General features: G+C 34.5%; 19 protein-coding genes. 6 read left to right on the top strand and 13 right to left on the bottom strand.

The genetic code is table 11. The features are described 5' to 3' along the window. The first annotated feature begins 569 nt into the window (after window positions 1–569). The gene (locus ACQKOG_RS14925) at window positions 570–2,051 is read left to right on the top strand and encodes a malate:quinone oxidoreductase (protein WP_370077875.1); all 1,482 of its coding nucleotides are present in this window, start codon (window positions 570–572) and stop codon (window positions 2,049–2,051) included. 224 nt (window positions 2,052–2,275) lie between these two features. Further along, complete coding sequence (locus ACQKOG_RS14920; protein ID WP_370077873.1) at window positions 2,276–2,479, top strand: hypothetical protein; 204 nt, start codon at window positions 2,276–2,278, stop codon at window positions 2,477–2,479. On the opposite strand, the gene ACQKOG_RS14915 is transcribed toward ACQKOG_RS14920, so the two are convergent. The 8 genes from ACQKOG_RS14915 to ACQKOG_RS14880 form a co-directional block, all read right to left on the bottom strand. Further along, on the bottom strand, window positions 2,476–2,757 hold the full coding sequence (locus ACQKOG_RS14915) for a hypothetical protein (protein WP_370077871.1): 282 nt from the start codon (window positions 2,755–2,757) through the stop codon (window positions 2,476–2,478). The two genes, ACQKOG_RS14920 and ACQKOG_RS14915, sit on opposite strands and share 4 nt — an antisense overlap. Continuing rightward, window positions 2,754–3,410, bottom strand: coding sequence for a hypothetical protein (locus ACQKOG_RS14910; RefSeq protein ID WP_370077869.1), 657 nt, complete (start codon window positions 3,408–3,410; stop codon window positions 2,754–2,756). Before ACQKOG_RS14910 ends, ACQKOG_RS14915 begins: the two co-directional genes overlap by 4 nt. A 162-nt stretch (window positions 3,411–3,572) precedes the next feature. Then, on the bottom strand, window positions 3,573–3,986 hold the full coding sequence (locus ACQKOG_RS14905) for a MarR family transcriptional regulator (RefSeq protein WP_427447176.1): 414 nt from the start codon (window positions 3,984–3,986) through the stop codon (window positions 3,573–3,575). 222 nt (window positions 3,987–4,208) lie between these two features. After that, window positions 4,209–5,240 carry an alpha/beta fold hydrolase gene (locus tag ACQKOG_RS14900; protein ID WP_370077865.1) on the bottom strand — a complete coding sequence of 344 codons (1,032 nt, stop codon included), beginning with the start codon at window positions 5,238–5,240 and terminating at the stop codon, window positions 4,209–4,211. 38 nt (window positions 5,241–5,278) lie between these two features. Continuing rightward, window positions 5,279–5,938 carry a hypothetical protein gene (locus tag ACQKOG_RS14895; protein ID WP_370077863.1) on the bottom strand — a complete coding sequence of 220 codons (660 nt, stop codon included), beginning with the start codon at window positions 5,936–5,938 and terminating at the stop codon, window positions 5,279–5,281. Between the two features lie 3 nt (window positions 5,939–5,941). After that, on the bottom strand, window positions 5,942–6,349 hold the full coding sequence (locus ACQKOG_RS14890) for a permease prefix domain 1-containing protein (protein ID WP_370077861.1): 408 nt from the start codon (window positions 6,347–6,349) through the stop codon (window positions 5,942–5,944). Beyond that, entirely contained in the window at window positions 6,346–6,675 is a 330-nt protein-coding gene (locus tag ACQKOG_RS14885; RefSeq protein WP_053482886.1) for a PadR family transcriptional regulator, read from the bottom strand. The genes ACQKOG_RS14890 and ACQKOG_RS14885 overlap by 4 nt, the downstream gene beginning before the upstream one ends. A 619-nt stretch (window positions 6,676–7,294) precedes the next feature. Beyond that, the gene (locus ACQKOG_RS14880; RefSeq protein WP_427447172.1) at window positions 7,295–8,485 is read right to left on the bottom strand and encodes a M14 family metallopeptidase; all 1,191 of its coding nucleotides are present in this window, start codon (window positions 8,483–8,485) and stop codon (window positions 7,295–7,297) included. A gap of 206 nt (window positions 8,486–8,691) precedes the next feature. Between ACQKOG_RS14880 and ACQKOG_RS14875 the strand changes: the two genes are divergently transcribed. Continuing rightward, entirely contained in the window at window positions 8,692–11,430 is a 2,739-nt protein-coding gene (locus tag ACQKOG_RS14875; protein WP_370077857.1) for an ATP-binding protein, read from the top strand. 1 nt (window position 11,431) lies between these two features. Continuing rightward, window positions 11,432–12,271, top strand: coding sequence for a CheR family methyltransferase (locus tag ACQKOG_RS14870; RefSeq protein ID WP_370077855.1), 840 nt, complete (start codon window positions 11,432–11,434; stop codon window positions 12,269–12,271). 69 nt (window positions 12,272–12,340) lie between these two features. On the opposite strand, the gene ACQKOG_RS14865 is transcribed toward ACQKOG_RS14870, so the two are convergent. Together ACQKOG_RS14865 and ACQKOG_RS14860 are read right to left on the bottom strand one after the other, a co-directional pair. Next, window positions 12,341–13,477 (bottom strand): SpoIIE family protein phosphatase, encoded by a 1,137-nt coding sequence (locus tag ACQKOG_RS14865; protein ID WP_427447169.1) that lies wholly within the window; start codon window positions 13,475–13,477, stop codon window positions 12,341–12,343. Between the two features lie 162 nt (window positions 13,478–13,639). Continuing rightward, window positions 13,640–14,647 carry a hypothetical protein gene (locus ACQKOG_RS14860; RefSeq protein ID WP_370077851.1) on the bottom strand — a complete coding sequence of 336 codons (1,008 nt, stop codon included), beginning with the start codon at window positions 14,645–14,647 and terminating at the stop codon, window positions 13,640–13,642. A 399-nt stretch (window positions 14,648–15,046) separates the two neighbouring features. Between ACQKOG_RS14860 and ACQKOG_RS14855 the strand changes: the two genes are divergently transcribed. Then, window positions 15,047–16,303, top strand: a complete 1,257-nt coding sequence (locus tag ACQKOG_RS14855; RefSeq protein ID WP_370077849.1) for a GNAT family N-acetyltransferase — start codon at window positions 15,047–15,049, stop codon at window positions 16,301–16,303. 19 nt (window positions 16,304–16,322) lie between these two features. On the opposite strand, the gene psiE is transcribed toward ACQKOG_RS14855, so the two are convergent. Together psiE and ACQKOG_RS14845 are read right to left on the bottom strand one after the other, a co-directional pair. Beyond that, window positions 16,323–16,778, bottom strand: a complete 456-nt coding sequence (gene psiE / locus ACQKOG_RS14850; protein ID WP_370077847.1) for a phosphate-starvation-inducible protein PsiE — start codon at window positions 16,776–16,778, stop codon at window positions 16,323–16,325. A 104-nt stretch (window positions 16,779–16,882) separates the two neighbouring features. Beyond that, window positions 16,883–17,107: a hypothetical protein gene (locus tag ACQKOG_RS14845; protein ID WP_370077845.1), complete on the bottom strand. Its 225-nt coding sequence runs from the start codon at window positions 17,105–17,107 to the stop codon at window positions 16,883–16,885. A gap of 229 nt (window positions 17,108–17,336) precedes the next feature. Here ACQKOG_RS14845 and ACQKOG_RS14840 point away from each other — a divergent pair, with 229 nt between their 5' ends. Further along, a complete protein-coding gene (locus ACQKOG_RS14840) occupies window positions 17,337–17,558 on the top strand; it encodes a phosphate-starvation-inducible protein PsiE (protein WP_370077843.1) in 222 nt (73 codons plus the stop codon). 109 nt (window positions 17,559–17,667) lie between these two features. On the opposite strand, the gene ACQKOG_RS14835 is transcribed toward ACQKOG_RS14840, so the two are convergent. Then, window positions 17,668–18,219 (bottom strand): TetR/AcrR family transcriptional regulator, encoded by a 552-nt coding sequence (locus ACQKOG_RS14835; protein WP_370077841.1) that lies wholly within the window; start codon window positions 18,217–18,219, stop codon window positions 17,668–17,670. Between the last annotated feature and the right edge of the window lie 94 nt (window positions 18,220–18,313).

The following is an 18,313-nucleotide window of genomic DNA, read 5'->3' as shown; positions in this document are numbered from 1 at the left end:
AAGTTCTGCTCCATCTAGTTGTTATGTTCATTATAAATAAAAGTACCCTATAAGAGAGACTTTTTTTAAGTGTCTATCTTATAGGGTACATTTTAAAATAGGATGAGATTCGGTTTTTTGGTTAGAATAAAAGAAATAAGTTTACGCTAGAAAGTATTAAGAAAATTCGGTGTGTTTTTATATGTAGTGGAGCTGGTGCAAAAACAAGACTGGTTCCATATTTTTATGTTATTATATAGATATAATATTAAAAAAATCCTCATTATTATATGAAAATGCTAGCCAATTTTAGGTCAATTATTCCATAAAACTTAAATAAAGGTTAGGTTTCTTTGTGGTGGAATAGGAGGTTTTTCTCTTGATTTATTAAGGGAAAGGCTCGAAAAATGCACATAACTCTCATATAGATAGTTGATATTTTAATCTTTATGTAATTATGATACACTGCAATAAGGTAATAATTGATACAGAAAAGGTGTACTCCTAGGTTACTCCTAGGCTTACTGAGACATCTAAGCAGGAGAGCTTTACATCCTTTCTGCAAATCTTAATATATAAGGAAGGTAAAAATGAGTAACAGACAAATTAAATCAGATGTTATCTTAATTGGTGCCGGAATCATGAGTGCTACTTTGGGAACAATGCTCAAAGAATTAGCGCCAGATTGGAAAATTACAGTGTTTGAGCAGCTCGATAAAGCTGGTGAAGAAAGTTCTCACGAATTAAATAATGCGGGAACTGGGCATGCGGCACTTTGTGAGCTTAACTACACTTCAGAGAAAAAAGATGGATCAATCGATATTAGCAAAGCGATTAAAGTTAATGAGCAGTTCCAACTTTCAAAACAGTTTTGGTCTTATCTTGTGAACAACCAACTGATCAGTAATCCACAAGACTTTATTATGCCTTTACCTCATATGAGTTTAGTACAAGGTGCAGACAATGTAGAGTTTCTAAAAAAACGTCATGAAACGATGACAAAAAATCCTTTATTCCAAGGTATGGAATTTTCTGATAACCCAGAAAAACTAAAGGAATGGATTCCTCTTATTATGCAAGATCGTCCAGCAGATGAAGCTATCGCTGCGACAAAAATTGACACTGGTACAGACGTTAACTTTGGTGCATTAACACGTATGTTATTCGACCACTTAAAAACTCAAGACGTTGATATCAACTACAATCATAGTGTTGAAAGCATGAAACGTACTAGCGATGGTTCATGGGAAGTACGAGTGCACGACAAAAATGGCTGTAAAATGGAATACCATACAGCAAAATTTGTCTTCCTTGGAGCTGGTGGAGGAAGCCTAGAATTACTACAAAAATCAGGTATTCCTGAAGGAAAACATATTGGTGGATTCCCAATCAGTGGATTATTCTTAGTATGTAAAAACCAAGAAGTTGCTGAACAACATCATGCGAAAGTATACGGAAAAGCTAAAGTTGGTGCTCCACCAATGTCTGTTCCGCATCTTGATACACGCTATATTGATAACAAAAAATCTTTATTATTTGGACCGTTCGCAGGTTTCTCACCTAAGTTCTTAAAAACAGGTTCAAATATGGATTTATTTGCTTCTGTAAAACCGCATAATATTACAACGTTATTAGCGGCAGGGGTTAAAGAGATGGGATTAACAAAATATTTAATCCAACAACTTATGTTATCTAAAGAACAACGTATGGAAGAGCTACGTGATTTCATCCCGAATGCTAAGAGCGATGATTGGGATATTATTGTAGCTGGTCAACGTGTACAAGTTATTAAAGATACTGAAGCTGGTGGTAAAGGAACGCTTCAATTTGGTACGGAAGTTGTAAGTGCTTCTGATGGCTCAATTGCTGCATTACTTGGAGCTTCTCCTGGTGCTTCTACTGCCGTTCACGTTATGCTTGAGGTAATCAATAAATGCTTCCCTCAACATGTTAACGAGTGGGAGTCAAAACTTAAAGAAATGATCCCATCATACGGCAAATCATTAGTAGAAAATCCAGAGCTTCTTAAAGAAATTAACGAAACAACAGACGAAGCGCTTCGTTTAAAATAAAATTAGATGTAGAAACAAAGGATTTAAGCGTTTGTTTCTACAAAATAAAATAGAACCTTCATTCTAATTTTGGATGGAAGGTTCTATTTTTTTATTTCACAAATGGAGTTGCAGTGGGAATTTTCATCCATATTAACTAATATATTAAAATAGGCATTAATTAATGACAAATACACGAGGATTGAATGAAAATAGTTGAATGGACAGCATGATGAGAAATACTAATGAAGTATATCCGCGAATATTCGACTCTTAATGAAGAACAACAACAAGCAATTGTTGAAGAGATAGCAATTGAGGAATTTGAAAAGTTTGAGGGAGCTCCATTTTTGGGAGATGAATTAGACCCTCGCGTACAATTAATGATTATTAAACAAATAAGAAACACACCTTTTATTATCAAACAAAAGGTGTGTTTCTTATTTTAAAATTTAAGCTTGGAAAAACAAAATTGGATAGAGTGTTTGATATACATTGAACAAAAGAACAGCAACAAAGAAACCAAGAGTGCTAGAGGAATGCTGAAAGCGATCGGAAGCTCAACACCGTTCCAAATGCTCATTTGTATTTGTTCCAAGCCGAATGTTCGCAAAATGCCGGCTACTATTGATAGTAATGCGCTTAAGACTAGCCCTGCATAGAGGATAGATAATACGAGAAGGGCTAATGAGCAAAAAAAGCCTTGAATGATTTTTATGAATGTCATTCCTTTTCCCTCCGTATAATTTGCTGCACCTTGGCGTTTTTAGCAATCGAATAGCTTTTTGTATAATAAAGTGTTTGTATATGACAATTATCGCCTACTGCTACAATATCTCCATCAACGATTTCTGCATCTGTATAGGAAAGATGTATTTGTTCACCTTTAATATATTTACAATTCAGCTTTTTCTTTAGAAAAGATATAGATAACGTGTCTTTTTCTACATGTATCACATCTGCAATAAGCTTTCCAATCTCATTTCCACCAGACATTTTTAATTGAAAATGTTTAGCCTCTATTTCATTCGCTTGAACAAGACCGATTGCATGAAACTGTTCTGCTTGTAAGTTTTGTTCAATGGTCAACTTCCCAGAACTATTCAATTTTGTTACTCGCCCATTGCGCATATTTAAGCTCCCGGCATTTTTAATCTCATTAATTTCACAAAAATCTTTTATAGAGCATGATCCTGTACTATTTAAAATCTGCGCTTCAACGTGGGAATGAAAAGAACTATGACCATGAGTAGAGATTTTTTTTACGCGTACCTCTTGATGTAAAGTAACGAATCCACGGATATTTAATTGCTCACAATCCGCTGCTAAATCTGTAATATTGCCATTAGTAAGGGTTACTGTACGTAGTTTTTGAATCACGGATAATCACCTCATGTTAATTTAATTAATATATATTTTAATAATTAAAATATATATTAATTAAAGTATATGTCACTTTGTTTTGTCAAGAACAAAAAATTTGCCATGAGCTTTTTATGTATTTTCTGGGCAATAAAAAAAGGACTTCAATTTTATGAAATCCTAAAAAATTTTTCTCATTAACTGATTAACCTCACGCAATATTTTTGCCATGTCTATCAGTTTTTCCTGTGGAAACTTTAAAAATAAATCTTGAACCTTCAATTCGCCGTTATTAGTTAAAATCATTTTTACAACACGACGATCTTCTTGCTCTCTAATTCGCTCTACCAATTCTAATTTTTCCAGCTTATCGCACATCGATGTAACGGCTCCTGGTGTCACACTAAAGAATTCAGCAATTTCTGTTGCTTTCATACCACCATTAATCTTTAGTTGAAGTAGGAGGATCAGCTGATTTTGAGATAATGATTCTCCCTCAGATAAAAGATTTACAAACATTTTCGATGTATGCTGTATTTCAAACATCTCTTTCATAATGATTTCCACATTGTGCAATTGATCATTTTTTGACATAGTATCACAGCCCATTAAAATATTTAATAACTAAATTATATAGTAAATAAATAATGTGAGCTACTATCGATATCCTTAAGAGAATTGATTTCTTGTCATTGTAAAACACAGAAGCGACTCATCGGACGCCCCCAGGAAGCTTTGTTCTGTGCAAAAGCGAAGCGTCAGCAACAAAGAACTCGGTTGGAAGGAAATCAACCCCATGTTTTGGTGAAGAGCCAATTATTTCACAAACGTATCGCACATCCATTCATAAAATTTTTCCTTCTCTTCAAATTGTGGATAATGAGCTGATTGTTCAAAAGCAATAAATTCTTTTTTATCGGCTTCAATCGTATCAAAGTATTTTTTTGCTGTGTTAGATGAAGTTTGATAATCATATTTACCCATAACAAAATAGCATGGTAATTCAAGTTTTTTTACTTTAGTAGGTAATGGGTTTTTCATTACTTCATCTAATAGAGCTTTTTGAGAATAGGATAGCCCATAGTTGTAACGAATCACATCTAATAAGTTATACTCACGACTGAATAACATACTTATGATATTCCCATCAGGGTTATCAATAAGTCTTGAAGCTCCACCATATTTTGCAATATACTTCCGTGGAATAAACGTCTCGCCATTTTCTACTTGTTCAGTTAACCCTTGTAAATATAGAACATCCTCTACATTGCCATCGTATTCAGCTTGCTGAATAACGTAATTCAAACCGTCAATCTCGCTTCCTGCTTGATCACTCATCTGTCCAATTCCAACATATGCTGTAAATTTTTCAGGAGCTTTAGAGGCAGCTTGCGTTGCAATATACGTACCATAAGAGTGTCCAATTAATATTACTTTTTCTTTGCCAAGACGATCTGATATATAATCCGTCAAGGCCAATAAGTCATCTACGAGTAAGTCTGATGAAAGATTAGAATAATCCTCAAAAAAATGATATGATTTTCCGCTTGCTCTTTGGTCGTAATTCACGACCGTAAAATTGTTTTCCAATAAGTTTTGATACTTACTGGCATACGGTATTTCTGAACATCCAGGCCCTCCATGGACAAAAATAATAACGGGATTATCCTTATCTTTGCCACGTATCATAACTTCATGATTACTTCCATTTATCTTTACTTGCTCTAATACACTTACACTGTTATTACCTTTAATATGGGAAGTCCATGTAGGGAATAAAAGCGCTGTTATGAGTAATACGATTGTAATTATTACAGTATATTTTATAAATTTCATTATCTTTTTCATCTAATTACCTCTGTGGAAGTGAAATATAGTCGAAATTTTTAGATTTTTTCAGGAGTAGTTGTTGAATTGTACATTTTTCTTTTATAAACATAAAAGTACATGCTAAGGGGCCACCATAGGACTACAAAGATTGGATAAAACGCCCATATTACTCCTGGTGAAGAGACAATATTTACTGTAATAAAAAAGATACTGATAAGAATTGTAGCGGTAACAGAGAATGCTACAAATGTTTTTCTTTGTGCGTGGTATAAAGCTAATGGCCACCAAATTACTAAAAATGATGGATAGATCGCCCAAGGGTATGGATGGGATAAAATAATATTTAATAAGGAGTAATAGATAATGGTACTTGCACAGCCTATTAGTGCAATTTTTAATGTTTTTGCTTTTTCATCTAAATACATAAGAATTGGCCACCAGATGATTGGATAGATCGCATAAATGAACCATATATAATCGGGTGAATATAAGTAATTTTCAATGATAAGAAAAGCAATAATCATGGCACTACAAACAAGAGAATATTGTTTATACATTCTTTTAGACATAAAGAATAACGTTATTGGCCATAGCAATACAAGTAAGCACGGGTAAATAAACCAAAGCTCCTGAGGTGACGTCGTATAATTGACGATTCCTAAAAAAATCATTGTCATCAAACTACCTACAATCGAAAAGCTAATAAAGTTCTTCATGTTTTATTCACTCCATTTCTTACGTGACCAAACGAAGTACATAGATAATGGCCACCATAATATTGCGAAGATTGGATAGATTGCCCAAATTGTATTTGGTGTATAGTAAAGATTAATAAAAATAAAAAATGCAATAATTAAACCACTACCCCATATAGAGAATTCTAAATTTAATTTAGACATGTTTTTCTTTTCGGGCTCCTTAACACCTAATTCCTTTTTTAAATCCTCAATATCTCCAAACTCCACGATGGCTTTGTTGATGGCATCCTCCTGTTCTTTCCCTTGATCCATTAAATAAAATACTTTTTCTTCAAGGTTTTGAATGATTTCTTGTTTCACCATCTCTGTTTCTTTATTACGAGGAATGTCTTTAAAAAGCTCATCAATATGATTTTTTATCTTTTTCATTCTAAGCCCTCCATAAATAAGTCGATAATTTCTTTTACTTCCGACCACTCTTTTACTAGCTCATTTAAATAAGCTTTACCTAACGGGGTAATACGGTAATACTTTCTTTTGCCTCCATGTGAAACATCACCATAATAGGCTTCAATAATTTCCTTTTTCTCTAGACGTTGAAAAACTGCGTATAAAGTTGCTTCTTTAATTTGAAATCGATTATTTGTGCGGATACTTATTTCCTGAGAAATTTCATAACCATAGCGGTCTTTCTCTAAAATTAACCTTAAAATAATGGAATCCAAGTGTCCGCGGATGATGTCACTTCGAACCATAAGTCACCTACTTAATTTTTATTGCTCTATCTGTTAGAGTAATATTAGCAAACATTACTCTACCTGTCAAAGTAATTTTTCCAAATACGTCCATATTTCTGCTAAGAAGGATCATCATCAAAACGTGTGGTTGATTTCCGTTCCGGCTGGGCGCTTTGCCGCTGACGCTTCGCTTTCGCACAGATAAAACATTTGCCGCTGACGCTTCGCTTTCGCGCAGAGCAGAGCTTCCTGGGGGCGTCCGATGAGCCGCTTCACTCGCGATGCTCGCTCCAGGGTCTCGGGCCAACAGATGTTTTTTGCGCGAAAGCGTAGTGCTAACGTAGCGGCAGCAGCACCGAGGTTGGTCACGAAGGCGTTATCACAGGATGGTTTTAGCCTTCGTTCCTCTATCGCTAATCCCCAAGGAGTCACCCAGCCTCCACTCCAATCAACTTATTGACATAGTAGACGTTTTAACAAAAGTCATCCACAACTTTTGGTGATGAACTATCAAGAAGCAATCAATCAGAGGGTAAAAAATCCCCTTTCACTTCAGAAGTAAAAGGGGATTGGGGATATTTATTTAGCATTGAATTGTGATGGTTACTTCGACTTCACAAATTCTAGGCACTTTTTATTACATATACAATGCTGCAAGGAATATACCTAATGTTTCTTCATAGATGTCGTCGAATTGGCTGAGTGGAAGTGGATTTGTACCACTACCTAACTCAACTGTAAAGCCAGGTCTACGCCAATCCTGAATAAACCAATCTTTATAGCCCGCATAACTGCCTGCCGAATTAATAGGCTCATAGCCACTGACCCGGCTAAACTCATTAACAAGGATTTCTGACTCTGGCGGTTCGAGATTTTCGAAACCCCAATAAATCACTCTTCCTTGTGTATGAAACGCGAGAACTCTGGCAAAATCGCGTTTCTTTGTTAAGTCAGCCATAGCAATGGCCTCAGGCTCGGACAAAGGTCGTTGTCCGCCAAAATCTCTTGGTCCAGGTGTTTTTGGATTTCGTGCACGTTCGAGTTCCCATTTTGCAGGAAACTGATCGTTCAAATCGACACCATTTATATTAGCCTTCCAACCTGAGAAATCGGTGCTACCGTTATTCCAAGTAATGAGCTGATTTCTTAATGCGTCGTCATTAGGTGGGCCTTGTAATACTAAATCGACACCATCGGGATTGACCATCGGAACTATAGAAAGGGTTGTTTGCTGGTAAAGTGGTAATGGAGATAAACCGCGAATTGTACTTTGATTGGTGAGCGAAAGTAGATAGTCGTTTATAAAAGTTAAAATAATTGGAGTCGTAATCCATTCATTCGCATGAAAGGAGCCGTTATAATGGACACGCTTAGTTCCGTTCCCGATAAGAAGCTCTGGAATTTCATGCTGTAAAACAGAATGTCCTATCGTAGAGCTTTGTAGAAATGGATAAGCATCGAGTAGCTTTTTGATATCATTCATCACAATCGTGTAAGTATAATTTTGATTACCATTGACGAGCCTCCATGTGATTCGTTGGGGAATGCGAATTGTCTGTCCAATGTGTAATTGATTTGGATTAAGATCAGGGTTGACAAGCAAGATGGCTCCTAATGGGAGATTTCTGCTTTGGGCTATTTGCCAAAAACTATCTCCTTGTTTTACTTGATAATTGACTGCAACAAACCCTGGAATTCGAATGCGCTGTCCAACCCTTAAAAGTTGAGAATTGATATTTCGGTTCGAATCTATAATTAGTTGAAGAGGTATTTTAAACACTTCACTGAAACGCCAAAGAGAATCCCCTGGTCTTACGTAAATGTCCACAATTGTTCTCTCCTTAATTTAAAGTAGTTCAATATAAAATGTATATGAAAAAAATAGGGGACTTATTAACTTTAAATGAGTAAATTTTGTTAAGTATTTCTCGGAAGGATATTATTGTCTAAATTTAAGAGGAAGAAACTTTGTTACTTTTTGATGTACAATGATACTAGTTATAGAGTTTATGACAGATAAAGGTAGGAAAACAAATGTTAAATAAATTAAAAATAGGTATACGAACTAAAATTACGTTAGGCTATATTGTTATCATACTTTGTTTACTTGCATCAGTGATTATCTTAAATAATCAAATTACCTCTCTACAAAAAGAAAGAAATTATATTATCAAGAATGATTCAAATATACATGCTTTAACCAATCGCATTGAAAAGCACATTTTAGATATGGAATCGAGCCAGAGGAGTTTTGTTATCTCAGGTGAATCAAGCTATTTAGAGTCTTATAATGAATCTGATGAAAAATGGGAATCTGATTTTAATGAACTTTATCAGATTGTAAAAAATAAACCAACAAAACAGAAGTTAAATGAGATAAAGGCAACGATAGAGCATTGGATTACAACATTTGGTGAACCTTCCATTAAATTTAAAAAAGAAAAAAATGTGGGGGCATTAGGGGAACTCTATAAGGTAGGTACAGGTCCTAGAGACATAGAAACAGTACGAGATCAGTTTGAATCACTTCGTTCAGAGGTAATTGCAACGATGCAAGCCAAAGTAAACGAGTTGGACAAAAAAAATAGTATAGTAACACTTACACTGCTTGGCATACTTGTATTTATCTCAGTTGTTGCGATTATCATTGCAAGTGGTATTTCTCGTTCAATCGTAAAAACGTTAACAGAGGTTACTCGAACAATCCAAGAAATCACTGCTTCCAAGAGTAATCAAAAAGGACGAATTCATGTTAGAACAAATGATGAAATCAATGCTCTTGCAGCTGCTACAAATGAGTTGTTGGATGCGCTTGAGAGAAGAGAATGGCTACAGTTGAATATCGCAGAAATTGTCACAAAATATCAAGGTATTTCTGCTATAACAAAATTAGCTGAAACCTTCCTTTCAGAAATAGCGCAAAAAACGCAGTCTTCCCTTGGCGCATTTTATGTTCGTGAAACTACTGATAATCATATACAGTTTGTAAAAAAGGCTGCTTTTGCGGAAGCAACGGATAACGTTGGAATTGAGAGCTTTAAACTGGGACAAGGCTTAATTGGACAATGTGCTTTAGAAAAAAAGATTTTAATTTATAACGATATTCCAGAAGATTTCCGTTTAGTAGGCACTGGTTTAGGGAAAATACCACCAAAGGGTATTTTTATCGTCCCTATTATATTTGAAAATAACGTAATCGCTGTCGTTGAATTAGCTACAATAACTAGCTTTAATGAACTGCAGCAGGAATTAGTGAAGCAAGTTATCGAAACCTTCGGATTAACGATCAATAGTGTCCTAGGGCGTATGGAAGTTGTCCGTTTATTGAACGAGTCAAGAGCTATGACAGAGGAATTACAGGCACAATCTGAAGAGCTTCAGACACAATCAGAAGAATTGCAGATGCAAACAGAGGAACTGACAATGATTAATGACCAATTGGAAGAAAGAACAAAAGAGGCAGAGTTAAAGTCGAGAGAATTAGAACAAGCTAAAAAAGAATTAGAGGAAAGTGCGGAACAGCTGTTACTAAATTCAAATTATAAATCTGAGTTTTTAGCCAATATGTCACATGAATTACGAACGCCACTGAATAGCATATTAATTTTATCTGAAATGTTAGCTGAAAATAGCCAAAATACTTTATCAGAAGAGGAAGCTGAATTTGCAAAGGTTATCCATTCTTCAGGGGAAGATCTGCTGGCATTAATTAATGATATTTTAGATTTATCAAAAGTAGAGGCAGGCAAGCTGGATATTAGTTTTGATGAAATGAATATGAGTGAGGTTCCTGTACAAATCGAGCAAACCTTTGCGCCTGTAGCAACGAAAAAAAATCTACAATTCTATATTTCGAAAGACGAAAATGTAGTCGATATTTTCTATACTGACGAACAAAGATTCCAGCAAATATTGAAAAATTTATTATCAAATGCCTTTAAATTTACAAAACAAGGCTCAGTTCATCTTGACATTAAACAGCTTAGTGAAGAACAGTTAACAAATAATATGCAGGATGTTAGTGCTGACTGGTTAGAGATCATAGTTTCCGATACAGGAATAGGGATTCCGAAGGACAAGCATCAACTTATTTTTGAATCATTCCAACAGGCTGATGGGGCAACAGTACGTAAATACGGTGGAACAGGTCTTGGCTTGTCCATTTGTAAAGAGCTTGCGGGATTACTTGGCGGCTGGATTTCTTTACAAAGTAGTGAAGGGCAAGGTAGTACATTCACACTAACAATCCCAAGCTTGCCAAATGGCATCGAAGAGCAAAAACGTAATGAATTTGCTATTCATGAAGTAGGGGCTACTAATGAATTAGAAGAGCTAATGGAAGTACTATCGGAAACTCAGGACTTCTCTCAACAAGAGGTAGAAGTTTTTCAAGGAAAAAATATTTTAATTGTAGACGATGATTACCGTAATATATATGCATTAAAAAACGCACTCGAAAAACGAGGTATGAATATCTTAGTTGCCAAAGATGGGATAGAGTGTTTAGATATTATGCAAGCTAATGATGAAATTGATCTTATTCTGATGGATATTATGATGCCGAATTTGGATGGCTATGAAACGATGTCGATTATACGCAAACAAATGAAGATTACGGATTTACCGATTATCGCTTTAACAGCGAAGGCCATGAAAAATGACCGAGATAAAACATTAGAGGCTGGTGCTTCAGATTATATAAGTAAGCCATTAAATTTAGAGCAATTAATATCCGTTTTAAGAGTATGGCTAGTTTCTAAAGGGAGTTTATAAAATGGACCGATTTCCTTTGCAGCAAAAAAAGCATACAGATTTAGAAATTGATTTGTTACTTGAGGCTATTTATCGTTTATCGGGATTTGATTTTCGACAATATAATCGTTCTTCTATATTACGAAGGGTTTATAGTAGGATGAGGATGAGTAATATTCCAACCATTTCTCATGTACTTGAAAAAGTAATACACGAAAATGATTTTTTAGAGCAACTATTGAATGATTTTTCTATAAATGTGACTGAAATGTTCCGTAACCCTAGTTTTTTTAAGGCTTTTCGCCAAGAAGTTGTACCGTATCTAAGAGATTACCCTGAAATTCGGATATGGCATGCAGGATGTGCCACGGGTGAGGAAGTATACTCCATGGCTATTTTGCTACAGGAAGAAGGGTTAATGGATCAAGCCGTTATTTACGCTACGGATATGAACGAACAAGTATTGGAAGAGGCAAAAAAAGGAGTATTTCCGATTAACAAAATGCAGGCATATACGAAAAACTATATGCTTGCAGGCGGCATCCATGCTTTTTCTGAATACTATAAAACAGATTATCAAAATGCTTATTTCCATCCGTCACTGTTAAAAAACATTATATTTGCACAGCATAATTTAGTAACAGATCAATCGTTTAATGAATTTCATGTCATTATGTGCCGAAATGTTTTAATTTATTTTTCACCTGAGTTACAAAACCAGGTGCATCATTTGTTTTCCGAAAGTCTAAGTGATACTGGATTTTTATGCTTAGGAGATAAAGAGACACTCCGATTTGAAGATATTATTTCAAAATATAAAGAAATCGTAGGCAATGAAAAAATATATCAGAAGATAAAGTAAGATAAAAAATAGGCTGTTGTCCAAGTCTCTCCACAGTAGAGACTTAGGCAACAGCCACTTTTATGTAGTTTAACGTGCCTGTATCATTAATACACACATATCATCTGGTTGATTCCCTTGTTTTTCCATGGGTAGTAAATGGTCAATCAGACGTCGAGAATTATCCCATTTCGTAGATATTAGTGTTTGTAAATGCTTCTCGGATTCCATTTCACATGGTCCCATTGCCTCTAACACACCATCCGTATATAAAATAATTTGTACTTCCTCATTGTATTGAATGCATTGCTTTTGTACGTTAATCTCATCGAAAAAGCCGACTGCACAGCTTCCTTGATTTAAATGTACGAGCGTCTTTTCGTCAACTAGAGCATAGCCAGAAGGATGACCAGCGTTCACATATTCAATGGTTTTTTGTTCTGTATCTATCACTAAATAAATAGCTGTGAAATAAAAAAGATTGTCCTCTTTTCCGTTTCGTAAAAGTGTCATATAATGGTTTAACTCTTTTATAACTAATTCAGGATCTTCTAATTGTTTAACAGCTTCTCTTAGGACAGAGGAGATAAACATACAAACAAGCGCTGCAGGGATCCCATGTCCCATCATATCAAGCAAAATGATAGCATATCGATGATCATTTATTTTATGCCAATAATACATATCCCCTGCTAAATTAGAAGAAGGAAGATAAGAGACCTCTATTTGAATAGTAGCCTCATTTAAAGGGGCGCTCAAAAGGCTTCTTTGTACGTGTGTGGCTAAATCTAATTCGTATTGTATTTTCTTTTCTTGCTGAGTATGCCAATCTAATTCAGCTTTCAATCGTAAAGCAACTCGAATTCTAGCAAGAAGCTCGGTTTTATTAATGGGCTTCGTAATATAATCTACTCCACCGATATCAAGTGCTTCGGCGAGCGTGTTTTTATCTTCTAGAGCTGTGACAAAGATAATTTGAATATCTTTTAATCGTTCATTTTGCTTAATACGTTTACAAGCTTCAATGCCATCGATTTCAGGCATCATAATATCTAATAAAATCAAATCCACCGAATTTCCTGTTGAATTTGGTGCATCTAACTGTAAATAATCAAAAAGCTCATAGGCAGATGTTAGAGAAACACAGTTATCATAACCTGCATTTTTTAATACTTTTTCAATTACAAATAGATTGACCTGATTGTCATCTACAAGAAGAATGGTCATAGTTATTTCCCCTTATTCTGTTTGAATTAGTGCAGATTATTTATGAATGTATTAACTTTATTATTATACAAAACATTAGAGAATAACGGTATTTTGAAGGAGAATATGAATAAGTAAAGAGCCAACAAAAAAGAGTCAGCTCTCAAAAACTTATAGTTCTTTTCAAATTCTAGCTTTTTTAAAGCCATTATAAATATCAAATGCATTTGCGATGATGGCAATTGCAATGCTTATGAATAATATTCGATCTATAGCAAACAAAATCTTAGCAGAGGTCGTCCCCATAATTGCAGCGATATAAGGTACGGCTGGACTGTGTATAAGATCAGGGTGAATAGCCATGAGGATAAAAACAATGACTCCTGTACATTGAAGAAGTGCATTAGTTACGGCGATTAACATTGTCCATTGACCAGCCTTCAATTTCCATAATGTTAAAGCGACACTTAAAACGATACAACATAAAACGATTGGAGCGAAGGTCAGTAAGACATCCTGATTGAATATAGGCATAACAAATTTCAACCCGCCTTTATTGTGAGAAGTATAGATTCCTAAAAGGTGATTAGCATTGAAAAAGGCAAAGGAGAAAATAGCAATGCCTAAGAAACTTAAAATATTATCATTAAGTGAAATAGTTTTTTCTTTAGGGATTATTTTAACTTTTGCTAAATCATCCGGTGTCCATTCTGGATGATTCTTTATAAGAGGGATTCGAACGTTTTTTCCTTCAGATCGTTCGATGACAATGAAAGCAACTGTAATCCAGAACAGTACGTAAATGATTACTGAAATAATATGAGAGATAGTTATAGAAATAGTGTTAATAATAGCAGTCAGGAGTGCACCTTCTCCGTTATAAAGCACAATACTTTCTATCATCTGTACAATAATTGTAATTAATATTGCCCAAGGAATAACTAATTTTATTGTTCTAATATAAGCGTCAAACACTATTGGGCTGATTAAAAATCGTGGTGTATCTTGATATTTTGCTGCAACTTCTATGGGATTTCCAAGCTTTTTAAGAACGTCCTTTATATCTGATTCTGAATAATCTTCAGGTAACATATCTTCAATAGTAGATTTTAGTTCTAGACTGGTTTTATCACGCTTATCTTTGCTTATCCTTTTAGTTACTTCATGAATATATGCATCAATCAGATTCACTCTTTCCGTCTCCCTTCAATAATTCATGCAGTCCATTCCTTTTTAGTTGAGTCATATGTGTGCGCAACACATCGTATTTCTGAGCTTTACCTTTAGTCCTATCCCACTTATAATCACTTCCTGATGCCCTAATCAGCGAGCCAACGAGAATAATGTATTCAGTTACTGCCGACTTGCTTGAGAAGCTGAATAAGGGTGTAGTTATAAAGCATTGTATGCAAAAACAACAAGCACTAAATGTTCCGCTTCATACTTCCTTTCTGTATACATCTAATAAGGAGCTCACCGCGTACTATTTGTATGTGGTAATATATGTTATTATCAAGGGCTGGAATTAATGTGAAAAAAATTATAAAAAGAGCGTGCCTTAAAATAATTTAGTGTAGGATGGGGATGTATATGAAAGTCGTTGAGAAATTATTGAAGGAAGAGGATTTTATACATTTTGTTGATATTGTGGTTGGTGCTTATCCAGGAAGGATGGGGAGTTTACAGCTAACAAAAGAGCAGCTAAAGGCACTTTTTATACGCAATCAAAACAATGACGCAGCTATTCATTATTATGGGCTATGGGAAGATAACAAACTAATTGGTGGCATGCGACTCCATGATTTTGAAATGAATTTCTTCTCTAAAATGATTCCAATAGGGGGAGTAGGACTAGTTGCAGTTGACTTACTCCGTAAAAAAGAAAAGGTTGCCAAAGAATTAATAGATCATTTTTTCAAGGTTTTTTTAGAGAAAAATGTTCATTTTGTTGCGTTATATCCGTTTAGACCTGACTTTTATAAAAAAATGGGCTTTGGATACGGACCGAAAATGCATCAATATTCAGTGGAACCATCAAGCTTTCCGAAGGGGCCAACAAAAAAACATCTTACTTTTTTAACAGCGCAAGATCAGCAAAAATTAGCAGATTGCTATAGAAGAGTTGCATCGAGGAAGCATGGTATGTTTTTAAAAACAGAATCGGAGCTTTCATCAATTTTTAAAAACCCGCAAAACTATATTATTGCTGTTGAAAAGGGAGATTCAATACAAGGTTATATGGTATTCTCCTTTAATAAGCAAAGTGAAACGAATTTTTTACTTAATAATCTAGTCATTAAAGAATGGATCTATGAAACACCAGAGGCTCTATTAGAGTTCAGTACATTTTTAAATAGTCAGGTGGATCAAGTGAACCGTATAGAATGGAACACACAGGAAGAAAATATTCACTTCTTTTTAGGAGATGTACGAAATGGAACAAATCATTTAATCCCAAGTGTCTACCATGCAAGTGCTGTATCAGGTGTTGGCTTAATGTATCGCATTATTAATGTTCAAGGTTTTTTTGAGGAACTCACAACAAATAATTTTAATGGTCAAACATTAACTTTTAAGTTAATTGTAAAAGATTCGTTATTAGCTGAAAATAATCATCAAATTGTTATTGAGGCTATCGATGGTAATATAAACATTTCTAATAGTACTAACTATGATGTGGAAATGGTGATTGATATCGCAGAGCTTTCTTCTCTTGTCATGGGAGTTGTGACAGTACAAGAATTATTTATGCTTAGCAAGGTGAAGATTAGTGATGAACAATACGTACAGTCATTGCATCATTTCTTCTTTGTCCTTGATAAACCAACTTGCATCACAGCTTTTTAGGAAGATTAATAGTATAAAGCTATTGTTCTTTTTTCATAAAGAGTGATGAGCGTACAGGTCGTTCCAGCGGCGTAATATTAATAATAAAATAGCTTACAATTAATATTAAAATAATAAGTGAATAAATTAAGGTGTTAATGGGATGATCATGTTCCACGATAATTAATCGAATCATAGCTGTAATCCCTATATATATAAAGTACCTTAGTGGAAAATGATAATTCTCTTTAAAATATTTAATAATCATAGTGATAAATTCAAAATACAAAAAGAAAATAAGAATATTAGCGAGGAAAAGCTTATAGTCTCCGCCATCGTTGTTGAATATTAGAATTTTAAGAAATTGGATGAGTTCTTTGCAAAGTAAGAAGGATAAAATGAGCGCTAGAAGTACAAGGCAAACATTTAGAAACAATTGTAAAGTTTTCGGTATAGCCTTTATTAATTGTAAATAAGTCGAGTCCTTATGGTTCATCGAATTCCTCCAATCTTATAAATCGTTCTAAGTGAATATGAATAACTAAATAACACATAATCATATATTTGAGCGTCTTCGTTTTATGATTTGAATATAACATTTTATCGTAAATGTATTAGGTTTGATTTGTAAAGTTTTGGTATATATTGAATTATCGCCAAAAGCTGTGGATGATATTTGTTAAAACGTATGTTATGTATATAGGTTGATTGGAGTGAAGGCTGGGCGACGCCTTGGGGATCAGCAATAGAGGAACGAAGGCTAAAAACATCACGTCCTGTGATAACGCCTTCGTGACCAACATCATGTTGGCCCAAGCGGCTCATCGGACGCCCCCAGGAAGCTCTGCTCTGCGCGAAAGTGAAGCGTCAGCGGCAAATGTTTTATCTGTGCGAAAGCGTAGCGACAGCAACAACAAAGCGCCCAGTCGGAACGGAAATCAACCACACGTTATGGTGATGAGCCTATATATTCGCGAAAGAAAGTTTTCAAAATAAATTAGCTGTATGCTAAAATAGATGTGCATGAATATAAAATTCAAAAGGGGTTTTTAAAATGGCTAATGCAGCAAAAACAGGAAAAATTACACCAGAGCGTTTAGAGGAAGCATTAAACGTACGTGATCGTCTTGTTATCGAGTTACTAGTACAAGTTCTTGATGAAAAGCTTGTAATTGAACGTCCAGTATTACGTGAACGTGTAGCAAACCTTGTAGACCTTTCTGATCATGATGCAGAATTAAAAGAAACGATCCACGCTGTTATTAACAAGCTATAATCTTTAGGAAAATGCTACTCTTAATTGGTAGCATTTTTTCTTTTGTTGGAAAGGAACATATAAAGTATAACGATAATTTTCCTTAGAAGGTGGACTGTAAAACCTATAGTTAATCATTGGGTATCCCCATAAAACTATTATATATTAAACCCATTTCATCAGGACTTTCCGTACAATCATCCTCTACCCACTTACAAAGAATCTTCCAAAACCCACCGGATGAATAAGCTATGCTATATTTAAGCATCGTGTCATTAACTTTATTTTGTTGTTTACATGGAAATAGATTATGGATCACCGGTAAGTACTCTTCGTATTTTTTTAGTATATAAAATAATAAATTGTTTCTCTCTAAAAGTTTAAGGAATGATACATGCTCTTGCCAAAACTCAAAATAACATTTGGTTACTGAAAAATTTGTTAAATTATCTAAATTAGCTAGTTTATGAATATATTTATTAAATAAATAGTCTACATATTCATTTAGTACATCATCTTTTGACTTAAAATTACGATAAAATGTTTTGCGAGCCAGTTGAGCTTTAATTACTATTTCTGTAATAGTAATTTCACTATATTCCTTCACTTTCATTAGTTCTAATAAAGTATTAATAATTATTTTCCTTGAGCGAATAGATATTGGATTTTTACTTTTTTCCATAACTTCCTCCTGTATGACACGAATAGCCTTGATTTGTATCACTTGCTTGGATTATATTGACTTCAAATTTTTGCTCAATTATACTTCAAAACAT

Origin of the sequence: Lysinibacillus sp. NPDC093216, assembly GCF_050280325.1 — a bacterium.
GTDB lineage: Bacteria > Bacillota > Bacilli > Bacillales_A > Planococcaceae > Lysinibacillus.
The sequence above is the reverse complement of the archived record's forward strand: the minus strand, read 5'-3'. Positions and strand labels throughout refer to the sequence as shown.